This window comes from Rhizobium sp. ZW T2_16 (genome assembly GCF_044987325.1).
Classification (GTDB): domain Bacteria; phylum Pseudomonadota; class Alphaproteobacteria; order Rhizobiales; family Rhizobiaceae; genus Neorhizobium; species Neorhizobium cellulosilyticum.
On sequence record NZ_JBJDRG010000009.1, the window covers coordinates 42,014 to 62,444 of the forward strand.

A 20,431-nucleotide genomic window follows, 5' to 3' on the forward strand; every position below is an offset into this window, starting at 1 on the left:
GGTCAACATCTGTCCTGGTCGATTGTGGTGGTTGACCACAAGAGGGGAATATAGGCGTAAAGCCAGAGAAGGAAGGCGGCAGCCCAGGCGAGGGCAGACGGGCCATATTGCCCACCGGGCAGGATGAGAGATGGCCAGAACTCCGGTGTGACACGCAGCGCCACAGCAGTTAGAAGGCAGAGAATGGCAGCGCGGGTGAGGCGCGAAAAATCGAGTGGCTGGCCGGTATGCAACAGACCGGCGATCGACAGGACCTGCAGCACACCGAGGCCAAGACCACCCATCAGCATCAGGTGCAGGCCCCCGAGCGTCGGGATATCGACGCCGATCCTGCCAAGGCCGATGAGGAGAAGGCCCAGGCCGGCAAGCAGGCTGGACAGCCAGAGGCCTGCGACCTCGAACGTCCAGCCTTCCCGACCGATAAAACCTTCGGCGACGCGGTCGAGAAAGGCAGCGCCCGTCGCCAGTACCAGGTAACCGCAAACAGCATCGGAAAACCCCGAAAACTCGGCGGCGATCAGCAGTCCTGCAAGCCCCGGCGCGAGATTGATCCGGCCCGGATGCGGCCGGTACGGCGAGGTTTCCTCACTTGGATCGAGAACGCGGTTGGTAATCGGCACGCTGATGCGGGCCAGCGCCAGACCGAGAAGACCGAGAAAGGTATATTGCATGAGCCTTATAGCGCGCTCGGCCAGATCATAGGCATCCGTCAGCATGGAAAAACGCAGTAGGCCGGCGGCGATTGCCAATGTCGCGAGCAGCAGGACGAAGCCGGTCAGCGCCATCGTCCGTTTTTTCCAACCCAGACAGGCAGCGTAACCAACAAGGAAAACCAGCCATATCTGATCAAAAATGCCGCCGAGAAGGATTGCGGCGTCAATGCCGAACAGGCCGATGAGCCGGGCTGAAGTCCACAGACCTGCGAGGATGAGCAGTGGCCTTCCCGAAAATCCCTTCGTATCCGTCCATTCCGGCAAAGCCGAGGTGAGAAACCCGAGCAATGCGGCTCCGAACGATCCAATCAGCATTTCCTGGGCATGCCAGTGGGCCGGCAGGGTGTTGTGAGCGAAGGGCAGGCCGAGTTGCCAGCCTGCGACCCAAAGCAGTGGCCAGAGAGCTGTGTGCAAAGCGGCAATCGGGAAGAACAACCGCAGCCCTTCGGCGGTCGCGGCCCGCAGGATATTGCGCCATCCCGAAGTTGTATCAAAGGGCATCACCGTCATCCCGCCCTCCGTTCGTCGAGTTCCTCAACATGTCGAAACAGCGGGTCTTGCTTCATGAAGTGCTGAACGGTCTCGAAAACCATCCGCTCGTCACGTTCTCCAGGCATGAGCGATATGTGACGCTTCCCTGATATTCCGTTTCCGCGCCGGTCCAGCGCGACGACCCGATGAGCGATCCGCACGGCCTCTGCCATGTCATGGGTGATGAAGAGGCCGCCGCGTTTGCCGCTGCCCACATGGCCGATGACGATATCCTGCATATGGCGGCGAAGCGCGGGGTCAAGCGCGGTAAACGGCTCGTCGAAAAACAGAAAATCGGCTTCGCTTGCCAGCGCGCGGGCAATCGCGGTTCGCTGCTTCATGCCGCCCGAAAGCTGGACCGGATATTTGTCGAGATCTTCGCCTTCAAGAGCGGCCGCTGCCGCTGCAGAGAGGATACGATCGTGACGGTCGCGAACCGAGAGCCTTTCCGGAAGCGCCATGCCGATATTCTTGCGCGCCGTGGCCCATGGCAGGAGCCTCGGTTCCTGAAACACGACTGCGTGTCGTACATAGGTCCGGTTGATGCGGCCATGTCGCGGTTCGACAAGCCCGGCGGCGATATGCAGAAGCGTGCTCTTGCCGCAACCGGATGGCCCGACCAGGGCCACCAGTTCGCCTTCGCCGATGTCGAGTGTAACCCGATCAAGAACCGTGCGGCCGAGAAAGGCGTGTCCGATGTCGTTGAGGGTGAGGGCGCTCATCGCTTGACACCCCATGGCCGGGCGGCATGGCGCCATGCTTCCAGCTCGGAACGTGTCGGCTGGATCAGCCCATATTCGACGGCAAGCAGTGCACTTACCGATAGCAGGATCCAGGCAAGTGCGTTCGCCACGTCGAGATTGGAACGCGAGACCGCAAGCGCTTCGCCGATCCCTCCGGCATTGGCGAGAAGTTCGGCCATCACGGCGGCCTTGAAAGCGGTTCCGAGCGCCATGACGAGGATCGGGAAGAGGCGGTTCAGCATTTGCGGAACGGTGATGCGAACAAGTCTGCGAACCCGCCCCATGCCGAGCGAGAGCGCCATGTCGTCAAGCAGCCTGTCGCGGCTGGCGATACCTTCCGCCGCACCGAGAAAAACGATTGGCAGGCAGGCGACGGCAGCTGTCGTCGTCACCGTCGCTGAACCGGTGCCGAACCAGATCATCAGAAGCACGATCCAGGCGATCGGCGGCACGCCGAGCATCAGGGTGATCTGCGGTTGAACGAGGCGCAGGATCGCCGGATGAAACCCGGCAAGGCATCCGGTCATGGTGCCGATCACACCGGCAAGCGCGAAGCCCGAGAGTGCGCGTGACGAGGTGGTGAGCAAAAGCTGCCAGGCGGAAGCCTCGCCCAGAAGGGCCCACGCGGCGGCAAGCGTTTCCAGCGGCGAGGGCAGGATGAAGCTGCCATAGGCTTCATGCGCCACCTGCCAGAAGGCTGCAAAGACGCTCAATCCCGCAAGGCCGGACCAGCCGGACCAGAGAAATTGTCCCGTTCTTGAGGCGCGCTCGGAAAGTGAGGGCATGGTTGGGCTCACAGATACAGCGTGTCGTCGGGTAGTTTTCCGCCGATCATTGGTGCGTTGGTCTTCGCGATAGCTTCAAGCAGCGCCTCGATCTCGGGGCGAGCCCTAGCTGCGGGCGTTGCGACGAGATTGGAGAAAGGCACGGATTTTTCGATGACCGGCCAGGGCAGTTCCAGCGCCGAAGCGGCGTGGCCAGCCGCGGCTGCCGGGTTGGCAACGACCTCTGCTGTCGCTTTTTCGAGACCGGCGAGAAGGGGGGCGATCCTCTCCGGGTAGTCGCGCAGGAAGGCAGGCGCCAATGCCAGTCCCGCCTGCGGCATGATGGCCGCAAGCCCTGTCACTGCGCCCCATTCCTTTTGCATGTCTATTGCGCGATGGACGGTCTTGCTCGTACTCGAGGCCTTGATCATCGCCGCGGTCGCGGCCGGTTCTGGCACCAGTGCCGTTTCGATCCGGCCGGAAAGAAGCAGCTGGATCGCCTCGATCGGGGAGCCGGAACGGCTGACCTTCACCTTGTCAGCCAGACCGTGATGCGCCAGCACGGCGTCGAATACCAGTGCCGGCGTATCGTTGGGGAAGGGCACGGTGATTTCTCTGCCGGACAGGTCGGCAATGCTGCGAATTTCGGGGTTAGTCGAGATTACATAGAGAAGGCCATTGGTCATCACATTGGCGAGCTTGACGCCGAAGCCACGGTTGCTGAGGTTTGCCGCTGCCGTCACCGGCATGACCACGGCCTGCATGGTGCCGGAGGTAAGGCCTGCGCGCATTTCGTCCGGCGTGCGCCAGATGCGGAAACGAACCCGCTCGGCGACATCGCGCAGCAGGCCGGCGCCAACGGCATAGGCAAGCGTGATCGAAGGGCCGGCCGGAGGTCCGTAAAGCACGAGTTCATCGAGTGTGGCGGCATTGACGCGGCTGACGAACGGAAGCGCAAGCGCTGCAGTTGCGGCCGTCCTTAGCAGGGAGCGGCGGTCGATGCCGTTCAAGGTGCTGGAATTCTTCTCGGGTTTTGCAAAAAGGTTCACGACGGATTCTTTCCAAGGGGGCGATAAGGATCTTATCCGGTCATCACGCCGGCTCTTTGCGTAAGCGCAAGAAACGGCGCGACAACAGGGGCGGATTTTCAGAAGCGGCTCCTGAGACCGGCATAAAAGCCGCGACCGTCGCCCGGAATGTAGGCGGCCTGTCCCGCGGTCGCCTGATCGACCACCAGCGTCGAGGAAGCGTATTTTTCGTCGAACAGATTGGTGATCTCGCCGAAGATCGAGAGTTTGTCGTTGATGCGGTATTCGGTCTTCAGATCGATCACGGCGTAAGGATCAGCCCATAACGTGTTCATGTTGTCGACCGGCGTCTCGTCCGGCACCCATTTCAGGCTGGTGGAAATCGTCCAGTCGTCGGTCGCCTGATAAGCGAGCGCCAGGTTGACGATGTGGCGCGGTGCGCCGGCAAGATAGTTGTCGCCGCGCAACGGATCGTCGACGAAGCGGAAATCCTGGAACGTGTAGGCAATCCGTCCGGTCAGACGGTCGGTGAGATCAGTGGATAGGCCGATCTCGATGCCGAAATGGCGGGTTCGATCAGCATTGATGGCGCCAATGGGTGCGCCGGTCGCATCGCGCAGGCTCAGAAGCTCATTGTCGATCCAGGAATAATAAGTGGTGAGGTCCCAACCGACTCTACCGGTCTGGCCGCGCCAGCCTCCTTCGAGTGTCGTTGCCGTCTGAGCTTCTAGAGCGGGCGTGATGAAGGCGTTGGAGGGCAGAGACGGGTTCGCAGGTGCCGGGCGTCCGGGGCTGCTGTTCGGGGTACCGTTGATGGTCGCCAGCAGATCGTCATGGGTCGGTGGTTCGAAGCTGCGGCTTATGGCGGCAAAGAAGATGTGATCGGCGGACGGTTCGAAAGTCACACCGAGGCTGGGGCTCCAGGCCGTATAGCTGCGATCATAGCTGGTATCAGTCGCAGTTATGGCGCCGTTCGGCAGGCGTACCGTCGGGTTCATCGGATTGTAGGCGATCGTCGGACGCGTTGCCGACGAATAGGTATCGCTATTGCGCCGCGAGGCATGCGCGTATGAAATGGCAGGCGAAACTGTCCAGCCGTCGGCGACCGGAATGTTGAAACCGGCATGCAGCGACAGGCTCGAGGCGTCGAGGTCGTTTTCACCGAACAGGCTGCCGCGTGTACCGGATTCATTGAGGTAATAACGGCGGTCCGCCGAGCCGATCGTATAGAGCGCCGAGGTTTCGAACAAAGGCAGATCGCCAAATCCGTCCGGTGCATAGCTGTAGCGGGCCATGCCCGTCAGGTCGCCGCCAACCGTTTCGCGAATGCCGGCGGAAACCGGAAAACGGAAGCTGTCGTCGGTATGGGTGTAACCGAGGCCGAGATCGATGCGGTGTTCGCCGAGATCGATCGTGGTACGGGAACCGAGCATCACCTGCGTTGCATCCCGGCGCGGCTTGTCGCGCAGCACATTGGGGCCGGGATTGGTGGCGACACCACCGACGATGACCGGGCCTGCCGAAACCTGGCTCGGATCGCTGTCGAGCGCCGCCTTGTTGATCGGGCCGGCGACGTCAAAACCGAGATCGGTGTAATCGAAGAACACGCGGGTGGTCACGACGTCGGAAAGCTCGGCGACGAAGCTGCCGCCGAAACTCACGCGCTCGGACGAATTGTAGTCACGAAAGCCGTCTCGTCGTGTCGCATCGGCATAGATCGAGGCGCCGAGGCTTTCATCGCCGAAATTGGCGCGCGCCGTGCCGCCGACCTGGCCGAAGCTTCCGCCGCCGGTGCTAATCTCGACGCCGGGCGCGCCGGTGATCGGTGGTGACATGAAGTTCATGGCGCCGCCGAGCACGGTGGCACCGAGCCGGTTCGCCATGTAGCCACGATAGACTTCCACGCCCTGCGCGGTCGAGGGATTGGCAAGCCCGACAATATAGGAGCCGTCGGCGCGGTTGATCGGCAGGCCGTCATGCAGCATCAGGATGCCGCGCTCGACCGGGTTCTGCTGCAGGCCGGAGCCGCGGATCTGGATGCGCGGCTGGTCGTTGGCGCAGAAGAAATCCTGCACCACGACGCCCGGAACTCCAGCCAAAACATCCGACAGGGTCGGCGCAATCACACCTTGCCAGCTGTCGGCCTGAACCAGCGTGACGCCGCCGGCCATCCTGTCCATCACGCCATTGGACCAGCCGGTAGTCGTTTTCTGCCCGGATTCCAGAACGATCGGCTCAAGTGCGGTTGACGAACCTGGCACCGCGGATTGCGCCAGCGCTGTCTGGCTGAGCGAGGTGGAGGTAATAAGGAGAATGAGCGTATGGCTTGCGAAACGCTTGACGCCAGCGTTTCGCATGAGCGGTGTCTGGACGACGCGCTCTTGTGTAATGGACATGATGAAAGGCCCCCGGACTGCATGTTTTGGATGCCACGCCCGTGCGCCATCAGGCGCCGCGAGGTGGCTACGGACAGAGCGAGGGGAATTCTTGGGGAAGGAGCACAGGCGCAAATGTCATGTAGCCAGCGTTAATTGAGCGCCGGTCCGGCTTCTTTGTCGGAGCGCAAACAAGGCTGACAAACCGACCTTCGTCAGGACGTTCTATATGGTAGCCATACTCAGCGGATCGGCGCCGAACAAAAGGGCATGGCCGCCGAGGAGAAGCCAGAGGGTCATTGCCGCTGTCAGTGCAAATGCAAGCGCCATCGGGGCATCGACCTTGATCCTTTTTCTGCCGGTCGCGAATGTGGCCAGAGGCAGCAGCGGATGGTCCGCGCAAAATGTGCTCCAGCCCTGGCCAAGCCGACGCTTCGCGCGCCTGTCCAGCATCAGGAAACCGGCTGCGGAAAATAGGCCAAGTCCGCCAAAGAGGATGAGAGACCGCAGGTCGCCATTCGCAATCACGTGACCACCAGACCAGAAGAGGAAACCCCACAGAACCGGATGGCGCGTGACCGCGACAAGGGCGCCCGGTCGATCACCGTGCCGGAAGGTTATCGAGGCGGGGTTGGGTGTGAACAGGCCGGCAAGGACGAGAAATATGCCAATCGGAGCGAGCACCAGTGCTGCTGTCGCATGGCTGCCTGATGGCTCCCAGAGTTCCACATAGGGCGTATTCAAAGCGGCATGGAACACCCAGACGAGCAGCAGAGTCGAGACGACCGAATAGATCAGGAGATAGGTTTTCCGGCCGAAAATAGCGATTGCGCCGTTACGAACCGGTGGGAGTGCCGGTACCGAATGCAACAATATGAATGCGATCAGGGCGAGATAAAGCTGGCTCAAGCGAAAATCTCCCGCTCTTCCGCCTCCGCGGCCAACAGGGCTTCCATCATCAGTTTCTCGGTGGAGACGTGGCGGCGCAGGCACTCCAGGAAGCTACGTAGCATTCTTGCTATCGTGTCGAGGTGAAGGGCGCACCGGCCTTCGGAAAGCGCCGTGAGGGTCAGCCGCAACTCTTCTCCCGCCAGTCTGTCGTAACGGTGCTCGGCCTTCAAATGTTCGATAATCATGACCGAAAAACACGAACCTGCGCGATGGTCAAAGCCGGGAAATAGAACCCGCTCCTCCAGATCATGCGCTTCCCTGAGCAGCAGGAATATGGAATTGGAAAGGCGTTGCAGATCGACGTATTTCGGATCGGTTCCAATCTCTTCCATAGCCTGCTCGAGCTGAAGACTCAGACTGAGGAGCTGCTGGTGATTGGTTTCGAGCCGGCGAATATCCGGTGCGTTCAGTGCAGTGACTGAGACTGTCATGACGCTTCTTCCCTTATTGTTGCAGGAACAGAATGCCGGCGATGATGACCGAGGCTGCAACTGCCGAAAGCGTGCCGGTGCGCTGAAGCACACCCATGCGCTGCAGGGTGAGCGCGAAGCCGATGATGATGGGTGTGGCGACGAGGAGGCCGACCTGTGCATCCGTCATGATAGAATTCCTTTCGATGCTCCCACCATGCCTTGGTGATGCGCAATTCTCTTTGCCGAAGCGCAAAGAAGGACATTTTCGCGACGCCTATCGTCGGGCATGACCATGCAAAACGAGATATCAGGTGGCGCGCTGCATCAGACGTCCAATGAAGCGGCTGTCGATGAAGATGTGCTGCTCCTCTGGATTCTGGTCTGGAGTGAACTTGTCGCCTTCGGCATTCTGCTCACGGCATTTCTCATCATGTCAGGCATACACGCAGACGACTTTGCGGTCGCCCGCATTCACCTAAACCCCGGCCTTGCGGCGGCAAACACTCTCGTGCTTTTAACCAGCGGCTGGCAGGCCGCGATTGCGGCACGGCGGCGGGCGTCGCCTTCAACAGCGCGGATTCCACTTTGCCTGGCCGCGGCCTTCGGGTTTCTGTTCGTCGTGATCAAATGTATCGAATACGCCGCCGAGTTCCGTTATTCTTTCGATGCGACCTTCTCCTATTTTTTCCAGCTTTATTTTCTCATTACCGGGTTTCATCTTCTCCATGTCGTCTTCGGCAGCTTCGTCCTGCTTCTCGTCGCGTGGCGACCGGCGCGGGGCAATATCCTTCTCATCGCCACACTCTGGCACGCGATCGATCTTGTCTGGCTGGTAATGTTCCCGATCATCTATCTGGTTTGAACGATATGCATGACACCCGTTTCCCAATGCTTGGGACATTCATTCTCGTTCTTATTCTGGCTTTCGGTGGTGCCACGATCGCGGCTCTCTCTGACGGAAACCCGATCGCCATCGGTACCGTGCTGTTGATCGCTTTCGTCAAGGCGCGGTTCGTCATTCTCGACTTCATGGAACTGCGTCATGGCCAGCGTGGCATGGCACTCTCACTGTTGGCATGGTGCGCCCTGTTGCTTCTTGTGGCCCTGGCGCGGCCGCTTCTAGTTTCATATCTCACCTAAGCCAAACCGCTCCCTTCTTTGCCAATGCACAAAGAAGGCTTTTCCCTGAACAATAGAAAGAGGACGTCCCGCATGGCCGGCGAGGTGATCGTCCGGCCGTAACATGGCGGGGGATTTCGAGCCGTGGTCACTGACTGCGTCAGATGAGAGGACGTAAGGTATGGCAGAACGCCTCACCAAGACCGGAGCCCGCAACGTCTTTTACGGCGGGTCCATATTCTTCTTCGCGATTTTCGTGGGGCTGACAGCCCATAGTCACTGGTACATCCGCACGACCTCGACGGATGAAACGGCGCTCACCGACAGCGTTGCCCGCGGCAAGCATGTCTGGGAAAGAAACGCCTGCATCAACTGTCACACCTTGTTGGGGGAAGGGGCCTATTTCGCGCCCGAGCTGGGCAATGTCTGGGTTCGTTATGGCGGCAAGGACGACCCGGAAAGCGCCCGCGACAGCCTGAAGGCCTGGATGGCGGCGCAGCCCTCGGGCATCGAGGGGCGGCGCCAGATGCCGCAGTTCAACCTGACCGAACAGGAACTGAACGACCTCGCCGACTTCCTCGAATGGACGAGCAAGATCAACACCCAGAAATGGCCGCCGAACGACGCCGGTTGATGAGCTCGGACCCAAGGAGAAACATGCGATGAAATACCAAACTCAAAAGGTCGCGATGCTGTATTTCTACGGCGCGATCGGCCTCTTCCTGGCGCAGGTGCTGTTCGGCGTTCTGGCCGGCACGATCTATGTCATGCCAAACACTCTTTCCGAACTTCTGCCGTTCAACATCGTCAGGATGATCCATACCAATGCGCTGATCGTCTGGCTGCTGATCGGTTTCATGGGGGCAACCTACTATCTGCTTCCCGAAGAGGCGGAAACCGAACTCTATAGCCCAAAGCTGGCAATCGCGCAGTTCTGGATCTTTCTCATCGCCGCGGCCGTTGCCGTCGTGGGCTACATGTTCAAGATCCATGAGGGACGCGAATTCCTCGAACAGCCCTTTGCCATCAAGGTCGGCATCGTCATCGTCTGCCTGATGTTCCTCTTCAATGTCACCATGACATCGCTGAAGGGCCGCAAGACCGTCGTCACCAATATCCTGATCTTCGGTCTCTGGGGCATCGCGATCTTCTTCCTGTTTTCCTTCTACAATCCGGCCAACCTCGCGCTCGACAAGATGTACTGGTGGTATGTCGTCCACCTGTGGGTCGAAGGCGTGTGGGAGCTGATCATGGCCTCGGTCCTGGCCTTCCTGATGATCAAGCTCAACGGGATCGACCGCGAAGTGGTCGAGAAGTGGCTCTATGTCATAGTCGGCCTGGCGCTGTTTTCCGGCATTCTCGGCACCGGCCACCACTATTACTGGATCGGCGCCCCGGGCTACTGGCAGTGGATCGGTTCGCTGTTTTCGACGCTCGAAGTCGCACCCTTCTTCACCATGGTCATCTTCACCTTCGTGATGACATGGAAGGCCGGACGCAAGCATCCGAACCGCGCCGCTCTTCTATGGTCGATCGGTTGCTCGGTCATGGCATTCTTCGGTGCCGGCGTCTGGGGTTTCCTGCACACACTGTCCTCGGTGAACTATTATACCCACGGCACACAGGTGACTGCAGCACATGGCCATCTCGCCTTCTTCGGTGCCTATGTCATGCTCAACCTTGCCATCATGGCCTATGCCGTTCCGGAAATCCGTGGCCGCAAGCCCTATAACCAGTGGCTGTCCATGGTGTCTTTCTGGATGATGTGCACGGCCATGTCGGTGATGACCTTCGCGCTCACCTTTGCGGGTGTCCTGCAAGTTCATCTGCAGCGCGTGCTGGGCGAAGGCTACATGGACGTGCAGGACCAGTTGGCGCTTTTCTACTGGGTCCGCCTGGGCTCCGGCGTCTTCGTCCTCATCTCGGCACTGATGTTTGTCTGGGCCACTCTTGTACCCGGCAAGGATCGCGTCCCGGCGATTAGCGGCATCGCTGAGCCGGCCGAATGAGTGACTTCCCGGCTCGCGATCCTGAAGCGCGGGCCGGGAATTATCCTTTCATCCTTAAGGAAATCTCCGATGAACATGCATCTGCGTCACTCGACCTCCCAGATCCCGGCCTATGCGCCGGCTGGCAATGAATGCGCCCTGTTCGAAACCGCCTGGACACGCCAGCTGCCTCTACTGCTGAAAGGCCCGACCGGTTGCGGGAAGACCCGCTTTGTCAGCCATATGGCGGCAAAGCTCGGCCTGCCTTTGACCACCGTGTCCTGCCATGACGATCTCGCCGCCGCCGACCTTACCGGCCGTTATCTGCTGAAGGGCGGCGATACAGTGTGGGTCGATGGTCCGTTGACGCGGGCGGTGCGCGATGGCGGCATTTGTTACCTCGATGAAGTGGTTGAAGCCCGCAAGGATGTTGCGGTCGTGCTTCACCCCTTGACCGACGACCGCCGCATTCTGCCCTTGGAGCGCACCGGCGAACAGCTGGAAGCGCCGGGTTCGTTCATGCTCGTCGTTTCCTACAATCCCGGTTACCAGAGCCTGTTGAAAACGCTCAAACCCTCGACACGCCAGCGTTTCGTGGCGATCGAGTTCGATTTTCTGCCCAAGGCACGCGAGATCGAGGTCGTAGTTGAGGAAAGCGGTCTTGATGCGGCGCGGGTCGAACCGCTGGTCGAACTCGCTCGCCGGCTGCGGGCCCTGAAGGGCCATGATCTGGAAGAGGGCGTTTCCACCCGTCTCCTGGTCTATTGCGCAAGCCTGATCGATGCCGGCCTTGAACCGCGTGATGCGGTGCGCTCTGCGATGATCGAGCCGCTGACTGATGAGCAGGATGTGCGCTCGGCGCTTCTCGAACTGATGCAGGCGGTAATCCGCTAAGGGGAGGACGCGATGCTGGATTTTCTCGAGCTCGAAGAAACCGTGGGGCGCGCCTGGCACAATTTTGCCGGCAATACCCGCACCTGGCCGCGATATGAGGCGGCGGCGGTGAAGCTGGAAGAGCTGCTTCCGGTGATCTCCCTCTGCTTCCGTGGTTTCGGTGGCGAGCGGGCGGTACAGCTCGTTCCCGCCCGGGGCAAGGCATCCGCGCATCGCCTGAAACTTCGCCAGCGCATGGGTTTGGGAGAAGAAAAGCTCGTCCACCCGGCCCGCGACGAGGCATCGTTGATGTTGCCGCCGGTGCTAGACCTGATGCCGCAGCGCGATCTCAACCGCGATCTCTATCTGTGGCTCGCGGCGGTCATGGCGCGGATGGATCTTTCGCCGATCCATGAAATCGATCCGCTTCGCCGCGATCTTGCACTGCTTGAACAGGCGGCGCACCGGGTGGAGGATGTGCTTGAAGCCTTCCCAGGATTGATGCCGCGTTATCAAAATCTCTGTCTGTCGCTGATCGAACAACGCCAGCGCGGAAAGCTGCCGCGTATCGAGCAGATGGTGGAAAATCGCATCAGCGATCTGTTGCGGCATGGCGCCGGTCTTGCGCCGCTTTACCAAGCGGGGCCGTGGCCGCTGAAGGCGCCGCCCGGTTATTTGCCAATGCTGCCGGTGCCGCTCTGGCCGGATGTGTTTTCGCGGGAGGAGGCGGAACCGCGGCAGGAGGAGGATCGTCCCGCCGGTGGCGCAACGCAGGATGCCATGGCGGGTGGCCGCCATATCGCCGTGCGCGAAAAGGATTCTCAGAGGAAAGGCGAGCGCAGCCCTTTTATCCTCAACCGTTTCGAAAAAATCCTCGCCATGGCGGAGATGGTTAATGTCGATCGCCCCGGTGACGATAGCGACGATCATGACGCGGCGGCTGCCGACGAATTGGACGAGATGACGCTCGGCGAGCGAAAGGGGCGACCATCGGCAAAATTCCGTTTCGATCTCGACCTGCCGCCGGAAGCGCTGGTGCATACGCCTCTTGTCGCTGAACTCACCTATCCGGAATGGGATTATCGTCGCGGCGTCTATATGCGCGATCATTGCCGGGTGTTTGCCGGTCCGGCTCCGCTGGAGGGCGAGGACTTCCAGCAGTCCGAGCAGGTCAAAAACCTCATTCGCCGGGTGCGACGGCAGTTCGAGGTGATGCGGCCGAAACGTGAAATGCTGCGCGCCCAGTTCGATGGTTCCGATCTCGATCTGGATGCCGTGGTGCGCAGCCGCACCGACTTGAAGGCCAGCGGCGAATGCTCGGACCGCATCCATCTGATGAGCCGCCCGCAGGCGCATGATCTGGCGGTAACGCTGCTGGTCGATGTGTCGCTGTCTACTGATTCCTGGTTCAACGACCGCCGTGTTCTCGATGTGGAGAAGGAAGCGCTGATGGTGCTGACGGAAGGCCTCTCCGCCTGTGGCGACAACCACTCCATCCTGACATTTACCTCGCGGCGTCGCGACTGGGTGCGGGTGGAAACCATCAAGGCATTCGACGAGCCGATGAACCAAGCTGTGCGCCGCCGTATCGCCTCGCTGAAACCGGGCTATTACACCCGTATCGGCGCTGCCATTCGCCATGCGGCGGCAAAACTGTCCGAACAGCCCAACCGTAAGCACCTTATGCTGGTGCTGACCGACGGCAAGCCCAATGATGTCGATCACTACGAAGGCCGGTTCGCGCTGGAGGATACGCGGCGTTCGGTGATCGAGGCGCGTCGCAAGGGTGTGCAGGTGTTCGGGGTTACCGTCGATCAGGATGCCAAATCCTATGTGCCGGCGATTTTCGGTCAGCATGGATTTTCTGTCGTGCCGGATATCCGCAAGCTGCCTTCGGCACTTCCGGCCATCTATCGCGGGCTGGTCGGTTAATCGCCCAACCGACTCCAGCGAGGACCCGGCCTTACCCGAAGGCCGGGTCCATCTTTTACAATGAGCGTTTAAGCCGCTTTGGAATGGGTGCGGCCCGCCTGAGCAAGATAGGCGTCGAAACAGGTAGCAACTGCCCTCACCAGGAAACGCTCCTCGCCGCGCAGGAGCAAAACCCCATTCTCCAATGTTACGATTTCATCTGCGAGCAGGCGTTGAAGCTGCGGATTCCCATTCACGACCGTATCTGCCGAGACACCGTGAGATTGGCATATCGCAGCAAGATCGACCGAAAAATCGCACATGACCCGCTCGATGATCTCCGCTCTCAGCCGATCGTCGGCGGTCAGCCGATAGCCTTTGGCAGTGGCAAGCTGGCCAGTGGCGACCGACTGCGCATATCGGCCGATAGCGACCTCGTTTTGCACGTAGCCATGAGCTGAACGGCCGATCGCAGAAGCGCCGAAGCCGATCAGGGTCTCACAGGCGTCCGTCGTATAACCCTGGAAATTCCGATGTAGCGATCCGGTTTTGGCAGCTATCGACAGGCTGTCGCCGGGAAGGGCAAAATGGTCGAGCCCGATCTGCCTGTATCCGGCATCGAGCAAGGTCTCGGCAATCGCCTCGGCCTGTGCATGGCGTCCGGCTGCGTCTGCGAGCGCTGCCTCATCGATAAGGCGCTGATGTTTCTTGAAGGTCGGGACGTGGGCATAGCCAAAAACGGCAAACCGGTCGGGGCGCATGGATATGGCGGTTTCTGCCGTTTCGATTGCGGAAGCGACGGTTTGATGCGGCAAGCCATAGATGAGGTCGAAATTGATACTTCCGACACCGGCGGCGCGTAGGCCTTCAGTTGCAGCGCGGGTCTGCTTTGGCGTCTGAATGCGGTTGATCGCTTTTTGCACTTTCGGATCAAAGCTCTGCACGCCTAGGCTCGCACGCGTGACACCGGCCTTGCCGAGGGCAGAGATCATCTTATCGGTCAGGGTGCGGGGATCGATCTCTACCGCCAGTTCCGTTTTCTCGACAAAAGCGAAACGGCTGCGCAGGTGGAAGTCGAGATCCAGAAATTCATTTGGTTCCATGATCGTCGGCGTGCCGCCACCGAAATGGATCGTGGCTATTTCCGGCTTTCTCGGCATGGCGTCAGCAACCAGACTTATCTCCCGTTTCAGGACATCGAGATAATCGAGTATCGGCTGGTCTTTCAGGGTGATCGTCGTGTGACAGCCGCAGTACCAGCACATCGACCGACAGAACGGAATATGGACATAAAGAGAGATGGGATCGTCGCCCTCGATCTGGGACAACCAGTCGCCATAGGTTCCACCACCAATGGACGGAGAAAACCGCGGCGCGGTCGGATAGCTGGTGTAACGCGGCAGGCGGGCGTCGCCATAGCGCTCAAGAATGCTTCTCTTCATCGTTCAACTCCTGTGACAGGAGCAACATTAGAGGTCGCACACCTATCCTTCTTTGCCGAATGCCAAGCAGCGAACGGATTGGCTGGATCTGAAAGATCTTTGAGCCGAAACAACGAGGGGGCGTTTTGCGTGTGTTAGCGAAAGATCATAGGCCGCGCCCCAGGCCCGACATATCTCGCGGGCAGATGAAGGACGATAAACACGATGACTGCAAAGCTTGGTGAGGTTCTCTCGATCGATGTTCGCGAAATTCCGGGGGCTCAGCGCCATCGGCGCATTTTCGGCACGCTCGAAACGCTTGAGCCTGGTGAGGTGCTGCACATTACAGTAGATCACGATCCGATCCCTTTGCGCATGCATCTCGATACTAACTTCGCCGGCCTGTTTGGGTGGGAATACCTCGAGCACGGCCCGCAGCTTTGGAAGGTTGAGCTCAAGCGGCTCAAGCATGATGGTTGCGGTTGTTCCTGCGGTGGCAATCACTGATATAAGGCGGCTGTTTTGAAACTGTCGGGTTAATTGCAGCGGCCCACATTCCTTTATTAGGAGAATCCGCATGTCGCAGGTTTACAAGGAACTCGATGTCCGCCCTATTCTGCGCGAAGGCGGGGAGCCTTTTCAGGACATCATGGCGGCTGTTCAGTCATTAGCGCCAGGAGAGGGGCTGCGGCTTCTCTCCACATTCAAGCCGACACCGCTTCTGCCGCTGATGAGCAGACAGGGTTTTTCAAGCGAAACCCTTGAGCTCGATACCGGCGATTGGGAGATTATCTTTTCGCCGATTACAAAACAGGCGGCTCATGTCGCCGTATCGAGCGGCGCCGAGGACGCTTCGGATTGGCCGGAGCCCTTATGGCAGCTCGACCTCGTCGGTGCGCAACCACCAGTCCCGATGGAAAAAGTGCTGTCGCGACTTTCGTTGATGGAGCCGGGCGAAGTCTTGTTTGTGCTTTTTGACCGCGAGCCAGCATTCCTGGCGACCGAGCTCGAAAACAGGGGGCACCGCTGGGTCGGTGCTTCGGATGGTTCAGGCAACGTCTATCGAATGCTTATCCGGGTCGGATAGCGGACTGGACCTATTTCCATCCTGATCGTATCGCGTGTCATCGCCACTATATAGTATAATCAGCCCCGTTTCGGGGCTGATTACATCTAGCGATCAGTCGATGATGTTACCTTCCCGGGCGGCCAGATAGGCTGCCAGCTGATCGGTGTCCTGAAGACCGTGCGAGGCGGCTTTACCCATCAGCTCGGCCGGAACCTTCCAGCCGGGATCGACACCATCCATGTTGGGAAGTTCATGCGCAATTCCCTTGTGGCAGTCGATGCAGGTCGCCTTGCCCGAGAGGAGATAACGTGTGTGAATGTCGGCGGCGCGTTTCGTCTGCTTGGTCAAATCCATAGCAATCGACGAGTGGCAATTCCGGCATTCCAGGCTGTCATTGGCCTTCAGACGCGCCCATTCGTGCTGGGCAAGCTCAAGCCGCTTGTCGAGAAACTTCTCGCGCGTGTCGATCGTGCCGAAGATCTTGCCCCAGACTTCTTTCGAAGCCTGCATCTTGCGGGCGATCTTATCGGTCCATTGATGCGGGACGTGGCAATCCGGACAAGATGCCCGAACACCCGAACGGTTGGAGAAATGCACCGTTTGCGTCAATTCCTCGTAGACGTTTGTCTTCATTTCGTGACAACCGGTGCAGAATTTTTCAGTATTGGTCACTTCCAGTGCCGTGTTGAACGCGCCCCAGAAAATCACCCCTCCAACAAAACCGCCGAGCGTGAGGAAGCCCAGGCCCAAGGTTCCCGCGGGCGTGGCGAGAATACGCCAGGCCCAAAGGATCACTGCTTTGATCATGCCGATCATTGTCCAGATCCCGCCGGTTTGAAGCCGAGTTCGCTCATATCCTTGAACGTGTTGTCGACCAAGGGCCGCGTATCTGCCTGCGGGACGTGGCACGCAGTGCAGAAATAACGGCGCGGCGAAACGTCGGCCAGCATCTGGCCCTCACGGTTCATATAATGGGTAACGCTGATCATCGGCGCACCGGAACCTTCTGTCAGTTCACGTCGGTGACAGGACATGCAGCGGTTGGTGTTGACCGACAGCTGGTATCCCTCGATCGAATGCGGGATGACCGGCGGCTGATCGGGATAGTTGCGCATCTTCTGGATGTCGTCGACGATCCATCTCGGCAGGGGATCCGCTCCGGTGTTTTGCATCGGGCTTGAACGGCCCGATAGTTGCGGCACGGTCTGTGCGAGAGCGACCGTGCCGGTGACCAGACACAGAGCAAGCGCGAAAAGCGTCCAGAGACGCCGACTCAGGCGACGGGAAGGATCTTGACTGCGCATTTTTTGAAATCCGTCTGTTTGGAAATGGGGTCGGTGGCATCGAGCGTGACCTTGTTGATCAGCTGGCTGGCGTCGAACCAAGGCACGAAGATCACGCCATGCGGCATGCGGTTACGGCCGCGGATATCCACCCGGCTGATGATCTCGCCGCGGCGGGACTGGATTTTAACCTGTCCACCCTGGTTGATGCCGAGCCGGCGCGCGTCGTCGCCGTTCATGAAGCAGCGGGCACCTGGGAACGCTCTGTAGAGTTCGGGAACGCGCATGGTCATAGAGCCGGAATGCCAGTGTTCGAGAACACGGCCGGTGACCAGCCAGAAGCCGAACTCGTCATCCGGTGATTCCGCCGGCGGCTCGTAAGGGGCGGCGAGGATGACGGCGCGACCGTCCTTCTGACCGTAAAATTTGACGCCTTCGCCTGCTTTCACGTAGGGATCATAACCTTCACGGTAACGCCATTTGGTTTCCTTGCCGTCGACCACCGGCCAGCGCAGACCGCGAACTTCATGATAGAGGTCGTATGGACCCAAGTCGTGGCCATGGCCACGTCCGAAGCTCGCATATTCCTCGAATATGCCTTTCTGGATGTAAAAGCCAAAAGCCTTGGCCTCGCGGTTTTCGTAGTCTGGCGAGATTTCGGTGACCGGGAACCGGTCGACCTGACCATTCTGGAAAAGGACTTGATAGAGGGTCTTGCCTTTATAGTCCGGGTTCTGGTCGAGAATGTCCTGCGGCCAGACTTCCTCGGTGGTGAATCGCTTGGAGAACTCAACCAACTGCCAGAGGTCGGAGCGGGCTTCGCCCGGCGCGTTTACCAACTGATGCCATACATGGGTGCGGCGTTCGGCATTGCCGTAAGCACCTTCCTTCTCCACCCACATCGCAGCGGGCAGGATAAGATCGGCACTTAGGGCCGTTACCGTCGGGTAGGCATCCGAAACAACGATGAAATTGTCCGGGTTGCGATAGCCGAGATAGGCCTCGTTGCTGTTGTTGGCGGCGGCCTGCATGTTGTTGTTCACCTGAACCCAGTAGAAGTTCAGCTTACCATCATGCAGCATGCGATCCTGCTGGACGGCATGGTAGCCGGGCTTTTCCGGGATGATGCCGTGCGGGATCTTCCAGAGTTCCTCTGCGTGTTTGCGATGCTCCGGATTAGTCACAGTCATGTCGGCCGGCAGGCGGTGGGCAAACGTGCCGACCTCGCGGGCGGTGCCGCAGGCCGAAGGCTGGCCGGTCAGCGAGAAGGGGCTGTTGCCCGGCTCGGAGATTTTACCGGTCAAGAGATGGATGTTGTAGACCATCTGGTTGGCCCAAACGCCGCGGACGTGCTGGTTGAAGCCCATAGTCCAGAGCGACATGACCTTGACCTTGGGGTCGGCATAAAGCTCGGCCAGCTGTTCAAGAAAGGCTTTGTCGACACCTGCAAGCTCGGCAACGTTGTCGAGCGTGTATTCGGAGACGTGCTTCTTGAAGGCTTCGAAATCGATCGGCGTCATCTCGGCCGCCTTAGCCGCACCGGTTGCCTTGACTTCCAGCGGGTGTTCGGCGCGCAGGCCATAACCGATGTCGGTCGTCGCCTGCATGAACTTGGTGTTCTTGTCGATGAATTCCTGGTTGACGCGACCGGTCTGGATGATGTGGTTGGCGATGTAGTTAAGGATCGCCAGATCCGTGCCGGGTTTGAAGACCAGCGGAATGTCGGCAAGGTCCATGCTGCGATGGGTGAAGGTCGATAGAACAGAGACCTTTACATGCTCGTGGCCCAGGCGACGGTCGGCAAGACGCGTCCACAGGATGGGATGCATCTCAGCCATGTTCGAGCCCCACAGCACGAAGGCGTCGGCATGCTCGAAGTCGTCATAACAGCCCATCGGCTCGTCCATGCCGAAGGTGCGCATGAAGCCATAAGCTGCCGACGCCATGCAGTGGCGGGCGTTGGGGTCGAGGTTGTTCGATCGGAAGCCAGCGCGCATCAGTTTTGTCGCGGCATACCCTTCGAAAATCGTCCATTGGCCGGAGCCGAACATTCCGAGCGCTGTCGGGCCCTTTTCCTTCAGGGTCTTCTTGGCCTTCTCGGCCATGATGTCGAAGGCTTCTTCCCAGGTGACGGGTTCGAATTCGCCTTCCTTGTCAAAGACGCCGTTGCGTTTGCGTAGGAGCGGTGTCGTCAGCCGGTCCTTGCCGTACATGATTTTCGACAGGAAGTAGCCCTTGACGCAGTTGAGGCCGCGATTGACCTCGGCCTCCATGTCGCCATGGGTGGCAACCACATGGTTTTCCTTAACACCGACCATGACGCCGCAACCGGTGCCGCAGAAGCGACAGGGGGCCTTGGACCACTTGATTTCCAGTGCCGCAACGCCACCGGGGACGGATTGGGCGGCTGCCGGCATGGCGATACCGGCTGTCGATGCTGCGATGGCAGCAGCTTGCGCTTTCAGCACGTCACGCCGCGTGAGTTCTGCCGTCATCCGACATCTCCTTCTCTGTAATTGTCTGTTCGAAGACCATGTGTGCGGCGATGACGTCATCCATCGCCGAAATTCCGATCAATGTTTCACCGAGAAAGCCGGAACTCGGGCCTTCGATGACGATGACGATCTTGCCGCCGCCGGTGGCATGCACCTCGACGCCTTCGATATCGGTGAGGGCGGCAGTCATACGCTCGACCGCTTCCGGCCGCACGACGACCACGGCGCTCGATATATGGTGCTGTGGTTCACGCATGCGCCACCTCCATCCTGTTTGCCGTCATGGTGATGGACTGGGTGGGACAGACTGAAACGCATGCACCGCAACCGGTACAAGGATCAGTATCGAGCACCGGTACGAAAGGCCCGCCCAGCCGGGGTTTGAACCGGATTGCCGTCGTCGGACAGGCATCGCGACACGCCTGGCAATCAACGAAGTTCAACGCGAGACAGCTATCTGCGATGACGGCATGATGCGCGAATGATGTGGCGGGTTCAGGCGGGAAAACCCGCTCAGGACATCGCGCGGAACATTCACCGCAGAACGTACATTCGCCGACTTGAAAATCGACGGTGGGAATACGATCACGCAGGCTGATTATTTTTGTCGGACAGGCATCAACGCAGTTACTGCAGCCCGTACAGTTGCCTACGGATTCATCTGTAACGCCGGGCGGATAATAACTGCTGTTTTCGCGCAAAACGCTGCCGGTCAAGAATGCGCGACGCGTGCTGGCCATCTGCCCCATGTCAC

The 20,431-nt window shown here is 59.5% G+C and carries 22 protein-coding genes; 8 read left to right on the forward strand and 14 right to left on the reverse strand.

Going from position 1 to position 20,431, the window contains the following annotated elements; translation table 11 throughout:
• Nucleotides 1–2: 2 nt before the first annotated feature.
• The 8 genes from ACI3K0_RS20035 to ACI3K0_RS20070 form a co-directional block, all read right to left on the reverse strand.
• On the reverse strand, nt 3–1,214 hold the full coding sequence (locus tag ACI3K0_RS20035; RefSeq protein WP_404946070.1) for an NnrS family protein: 1,212 nt from the start codon (nt 1,212–1,214) through the stop codon (nt 3–5).
• Nucleotides 1,215–1,219: 5 nt separating this feature from the next.
• Nucleotides 1,220–1,966 carry an ABC transporter ATP-binding protein gene (locus ACI3K0_RS20040; protein WP_148144247.1) on the reverse strand — a complete coding sequence of 249 codons (747 nt, stop codon included), beginning with the start codon at nt 1,964–1,966 and terminating at the stop codon, nt 1,220–1,222.
• Nucleotides 1,963–2,772, reverse strand: a complete 810-nt coding sequence (locus ACI3K0_RS20045; protein ID WP_148144246.1) for an ABC transporter permease — start codon at nt 2,770–2,772, stop codon at nt 1,963–1,965. The genes ACI3K0_RS20040 and ACI3K0_RS20045 overlap by 4 nt, the downstream gene beginning before the upstream one ends.
• A gap of 8 nt (nt 2,773–2,780) precedes the next feature.
• Nucleotides 2,781–3,800 (reverse strand): ABC transporter substrate-binding protein, encoded by a 1,020-nt coding sequence (locus ACI3K0_RS20050; RefSeq protein WP_404946071.1) that lies wholly within the window; start codon nt 3,798–3,800, stop codon nt 2,781–2,783.
• Nucleotides 3,801–3,898: 98 nt separating this feature from the next.
• On the reverse strand, nt 3,899–6,175 hold the full coding sequence (locus tag ACI3K0_RS20055; RefSeq protein WP_404946072.1) for a TonB-dependent receptor family protein: 2,277 nt from the start codon (nt 6,173–6,175) through the stop codon (nt 3,899–3,901).
• Between the two features lie 204 nt (nt 6,176–6,379).
• Nucleotides 6,380–7,063 (reverse strand): NnrU family protein, encoded by a 684-nt coding sequence (locus tag ACI3K0_RS20060; RefSeq protein ID WP_404946073.1) that lies wholly within the window; start codon nt 7,061–7,063, stop codon nt 6,380–6,382.
• Nucleotides 7,060–7,536, reverse strand: a complete 477-nt coding sequence (locus ACI3K0_RS20065; protein ID WP_404946074.1) for a hemerythrin domain-containing protein — start codon at nt 7,534–7,536, stop codon at nt 7,060–7,062. The genes ACI3K0_RS20060 and ACI3K0_RS20065 overlap by 4 nt, the downstream gene beginning before the upstream one ends.
• 13 nt (nt 7,537–7,549) lie before the next feature.
• On the reverse strand, nt 7,550–7,705 hold the full coding sequence (locus tag ACI3K0_RS20070; RefSeq protein WP_206827671.1) for a hypothetical protein: 156 nt from the start codon (nt 7,703–7,705) through the stop codon (nt 7,550–7,552).
• A gap of 105 nt (nt 7,706–7,810) precedes the next feature.
• Between ACI3K0_RS20070 and ACI3K0_RS20075 the strand changes: the two genes are divergently transcribed.
• From ACI3K0_RS20075 to ACI3K0_RS20100, 6 genes are all read left to right on the forward strand, one after another.
• On the forward strand, nt 7,811–8,380 hold the full coding sequence (locus ACI3K0_RS20075; RefSeq protein ID WP_404946075.1) for a cytochrome c oxidase subunit 3: 570 nt from the start codon (nt 7,811–7,813) through the stop codon (nt 8,378–8,380).
• A 26-nt stretch (nt 8,381–8,406) separates the two neighbouring features.
• Nucleotides 8,407–8,658: a cytochrome C oxidase subunit IV family protein gene (locus ACI3K0_RS20080; protein WP_404946076.1), complete on the forward strand. Its 252-nt coding sequence runs from the start codon at nt 8,407–8,409 to the stop codon at nt 8,656–8,658.
• Between the two features lie 160 nt (nt 8,659–8,818).
• Nucleotides 8,819–9,271 carry a cytochrome c gene (locus ACI3K0_RS20085; RefSeq protein WP_148144240.1) on the forward strand — a complete coding sequence of 151 codons (453 nt, stop codon included), beginning with the start codon at nt 8,819–8,821 and terminating at the stop codon, nt 9,269–9,271.
• A 28-nt stretch (nt 9,272–9,299) separates the two neighbouring features.
• On the forward strand, nt 9,300–10,646 hold the full coding sequence (locus ACI3K0_RS20090) for a cbb3-type cytochrome c oxidase subunit I (RefSeq protein WP_404946077.1): 1,347 nt from the start codon (nt 9,300–9,302) through the stop codon (nt 10,644–10,646).
• 69 nt (nt 10,647–10,715) lie between these two features.
• Nucleotides 10,716–11,519: a CbbQ/NirQ/NorQ/GpvN family protein gene (locus ACI3K0_RS20095; RefSeq protein WP_206827665.1), complete on the forward strand. Its 804-nt coding sequence runs from the start codon at nt 10,716–10,718 to the stop codon at nt 11,517–11,519.
• Nucleotides 11,520–11,531: 12 nt separating this feature from the next.
• A complete protein-coding gene (locus ACI3K0_RS20100; protein WP_404946078.1) occupies nt 11,532–13,430 on the forward strand; it encodes a nitric oxide reductase activation protein NorD in 1,899 nt (632 codons plus the stop codon).
• A 68-nt stretch (nt 13,431–13,498) separates the two neighbouring features.
• Here the strand turns inward: ACI3K0_RS20100 and hemN are convergent, their stop codons facing one another.
• Nucleotides 13,499–14,851 carry an oxygen-independent coproporphyrinogen III oxidase gene (gene hemN, locus ACI3K0_RS20105; protein WP_404946079.1) on the reverse strand — a complete coding sequence of 451 codons (1,353 nt, stop codon included), beginning with the start codon at nt 14,849–14,851 and terminating at the stop codon, nt 13,499–13,501.
• 204 nt (nt 14,852–15,055) lie between these two features.
• Between hemN and ACI3K0_RS20110 the strand changes: the two genes are divergently transcribed.
• Both ACI3K0_RS20110 and ACI3K0_RS20115 read left to right on the forward strand, forming a co-directional pair.
• Complete coding sequence (locus ACI3K0_RS20110; protein ID WP_148144235.1) at nt 15,056–15,337, forward strand: DUF2249 domain-containing protein; 282 nt, start codon at nt 15,056–15,058, stop codon at nt 15,335–15,337.
• 70 nt (nt 15,338–15,407) lie between these two features.
• Nucleotides 15,408–15,917, forward strand: coding sequence for a DUF2249 domain-containing protein (locus ACI3K0_RS20115; protein ID WP_404946080.1), 510 nt, complete (start codon nt 15,408–15,410; stop codon nt 15,915–15,917).
• A 93-nt stretch (nt 15,918–16,010) separates the two neighbouring features.
• Here the strand turns inward: ACI3K0_RS20115 and ACI3K0_RS20120 are convergent, their stop codons facing one another.
• Genes ACI3K0_RS20120 through napF form a run of 5 tightly spaced genes read right to left on the reverse strand, consistent with a single transcriptional unit; the run spans nt 16,011 to nt 20,426 of the window.
• The gene (locus tag ACI3K0_RS20120) at nt 16,011–16,715 is read right to left on the reverse strand and encodes a NapC/NirT family cytochrome c (RefSeq protein ID WP_404946081.1); all 705 of its coding nucleotides are present in this window, start codon (nt 16,713–16,715) and stop codon (nt 16,011–16,013) included.
• Nucleotides 16,712–17,203: a nitrate reductase cytochrome c-type subunit gene (locus tag ACI3K0_RS20125; protein WP_148144233.1), complete on the reverse strand. Its 492-nt coding sequence runs from the start codon at nt 17,201–17,203 to the stop codon at nt 16,712–16,714. The genes ACI3K0_RS20120 and ACI3K0_RS20125 overlap by 4 nt, the downstream gene beginning before the upstream one ends.
• Nucleotides 17,173–19,677: a periplasmic nitrate reductase subunit alpha gene (napA, locus tag ACI3K0_RS20130; protein WP_404946082.1), complete on the reverse strand. Its 2,505-nt coding sequence runs from the start codon at nt 19,675–19,677 to the stop codon at nt 17,173–17,175. The genes ACI3K0_RS20125 and napA overlap by 31 nt, the downstream gene beginning before the upstream one ends.
• Nucleotides 19,652–19,933 carry a chaperone NapD gene (locus ACI3K0_RS20135; RefSeq protein ID WP_148144231.1) on the reverse strand — a complete coding sequence of 94 codons (282 nt, stop codon included), beginning with the start codon at nt 19,931–19,933 and terminating at the stop codon, nt 19,652–19,654. The genes napA and ACI3K0_RS20135 overlap by 26 nt, the downstream gene beginning before the upstream one ends.
• Complete coding sequence (gene napF, locus ACI3K0_RS20140; protein WP_404946083.1) at nt 19,926–20,426, reverse strand: ferredoxin-type protein NapF; 501 nt, start codon at nt 20,424–20,426, stop codon at nt 19,926–19,928. Before napF ends, ACI3K0_RS20135 begins: the two co-directional genes overlap by 8 nt.
• Nucleotides 20,427–20,431 lie beyond the last annotated feature (5 nt).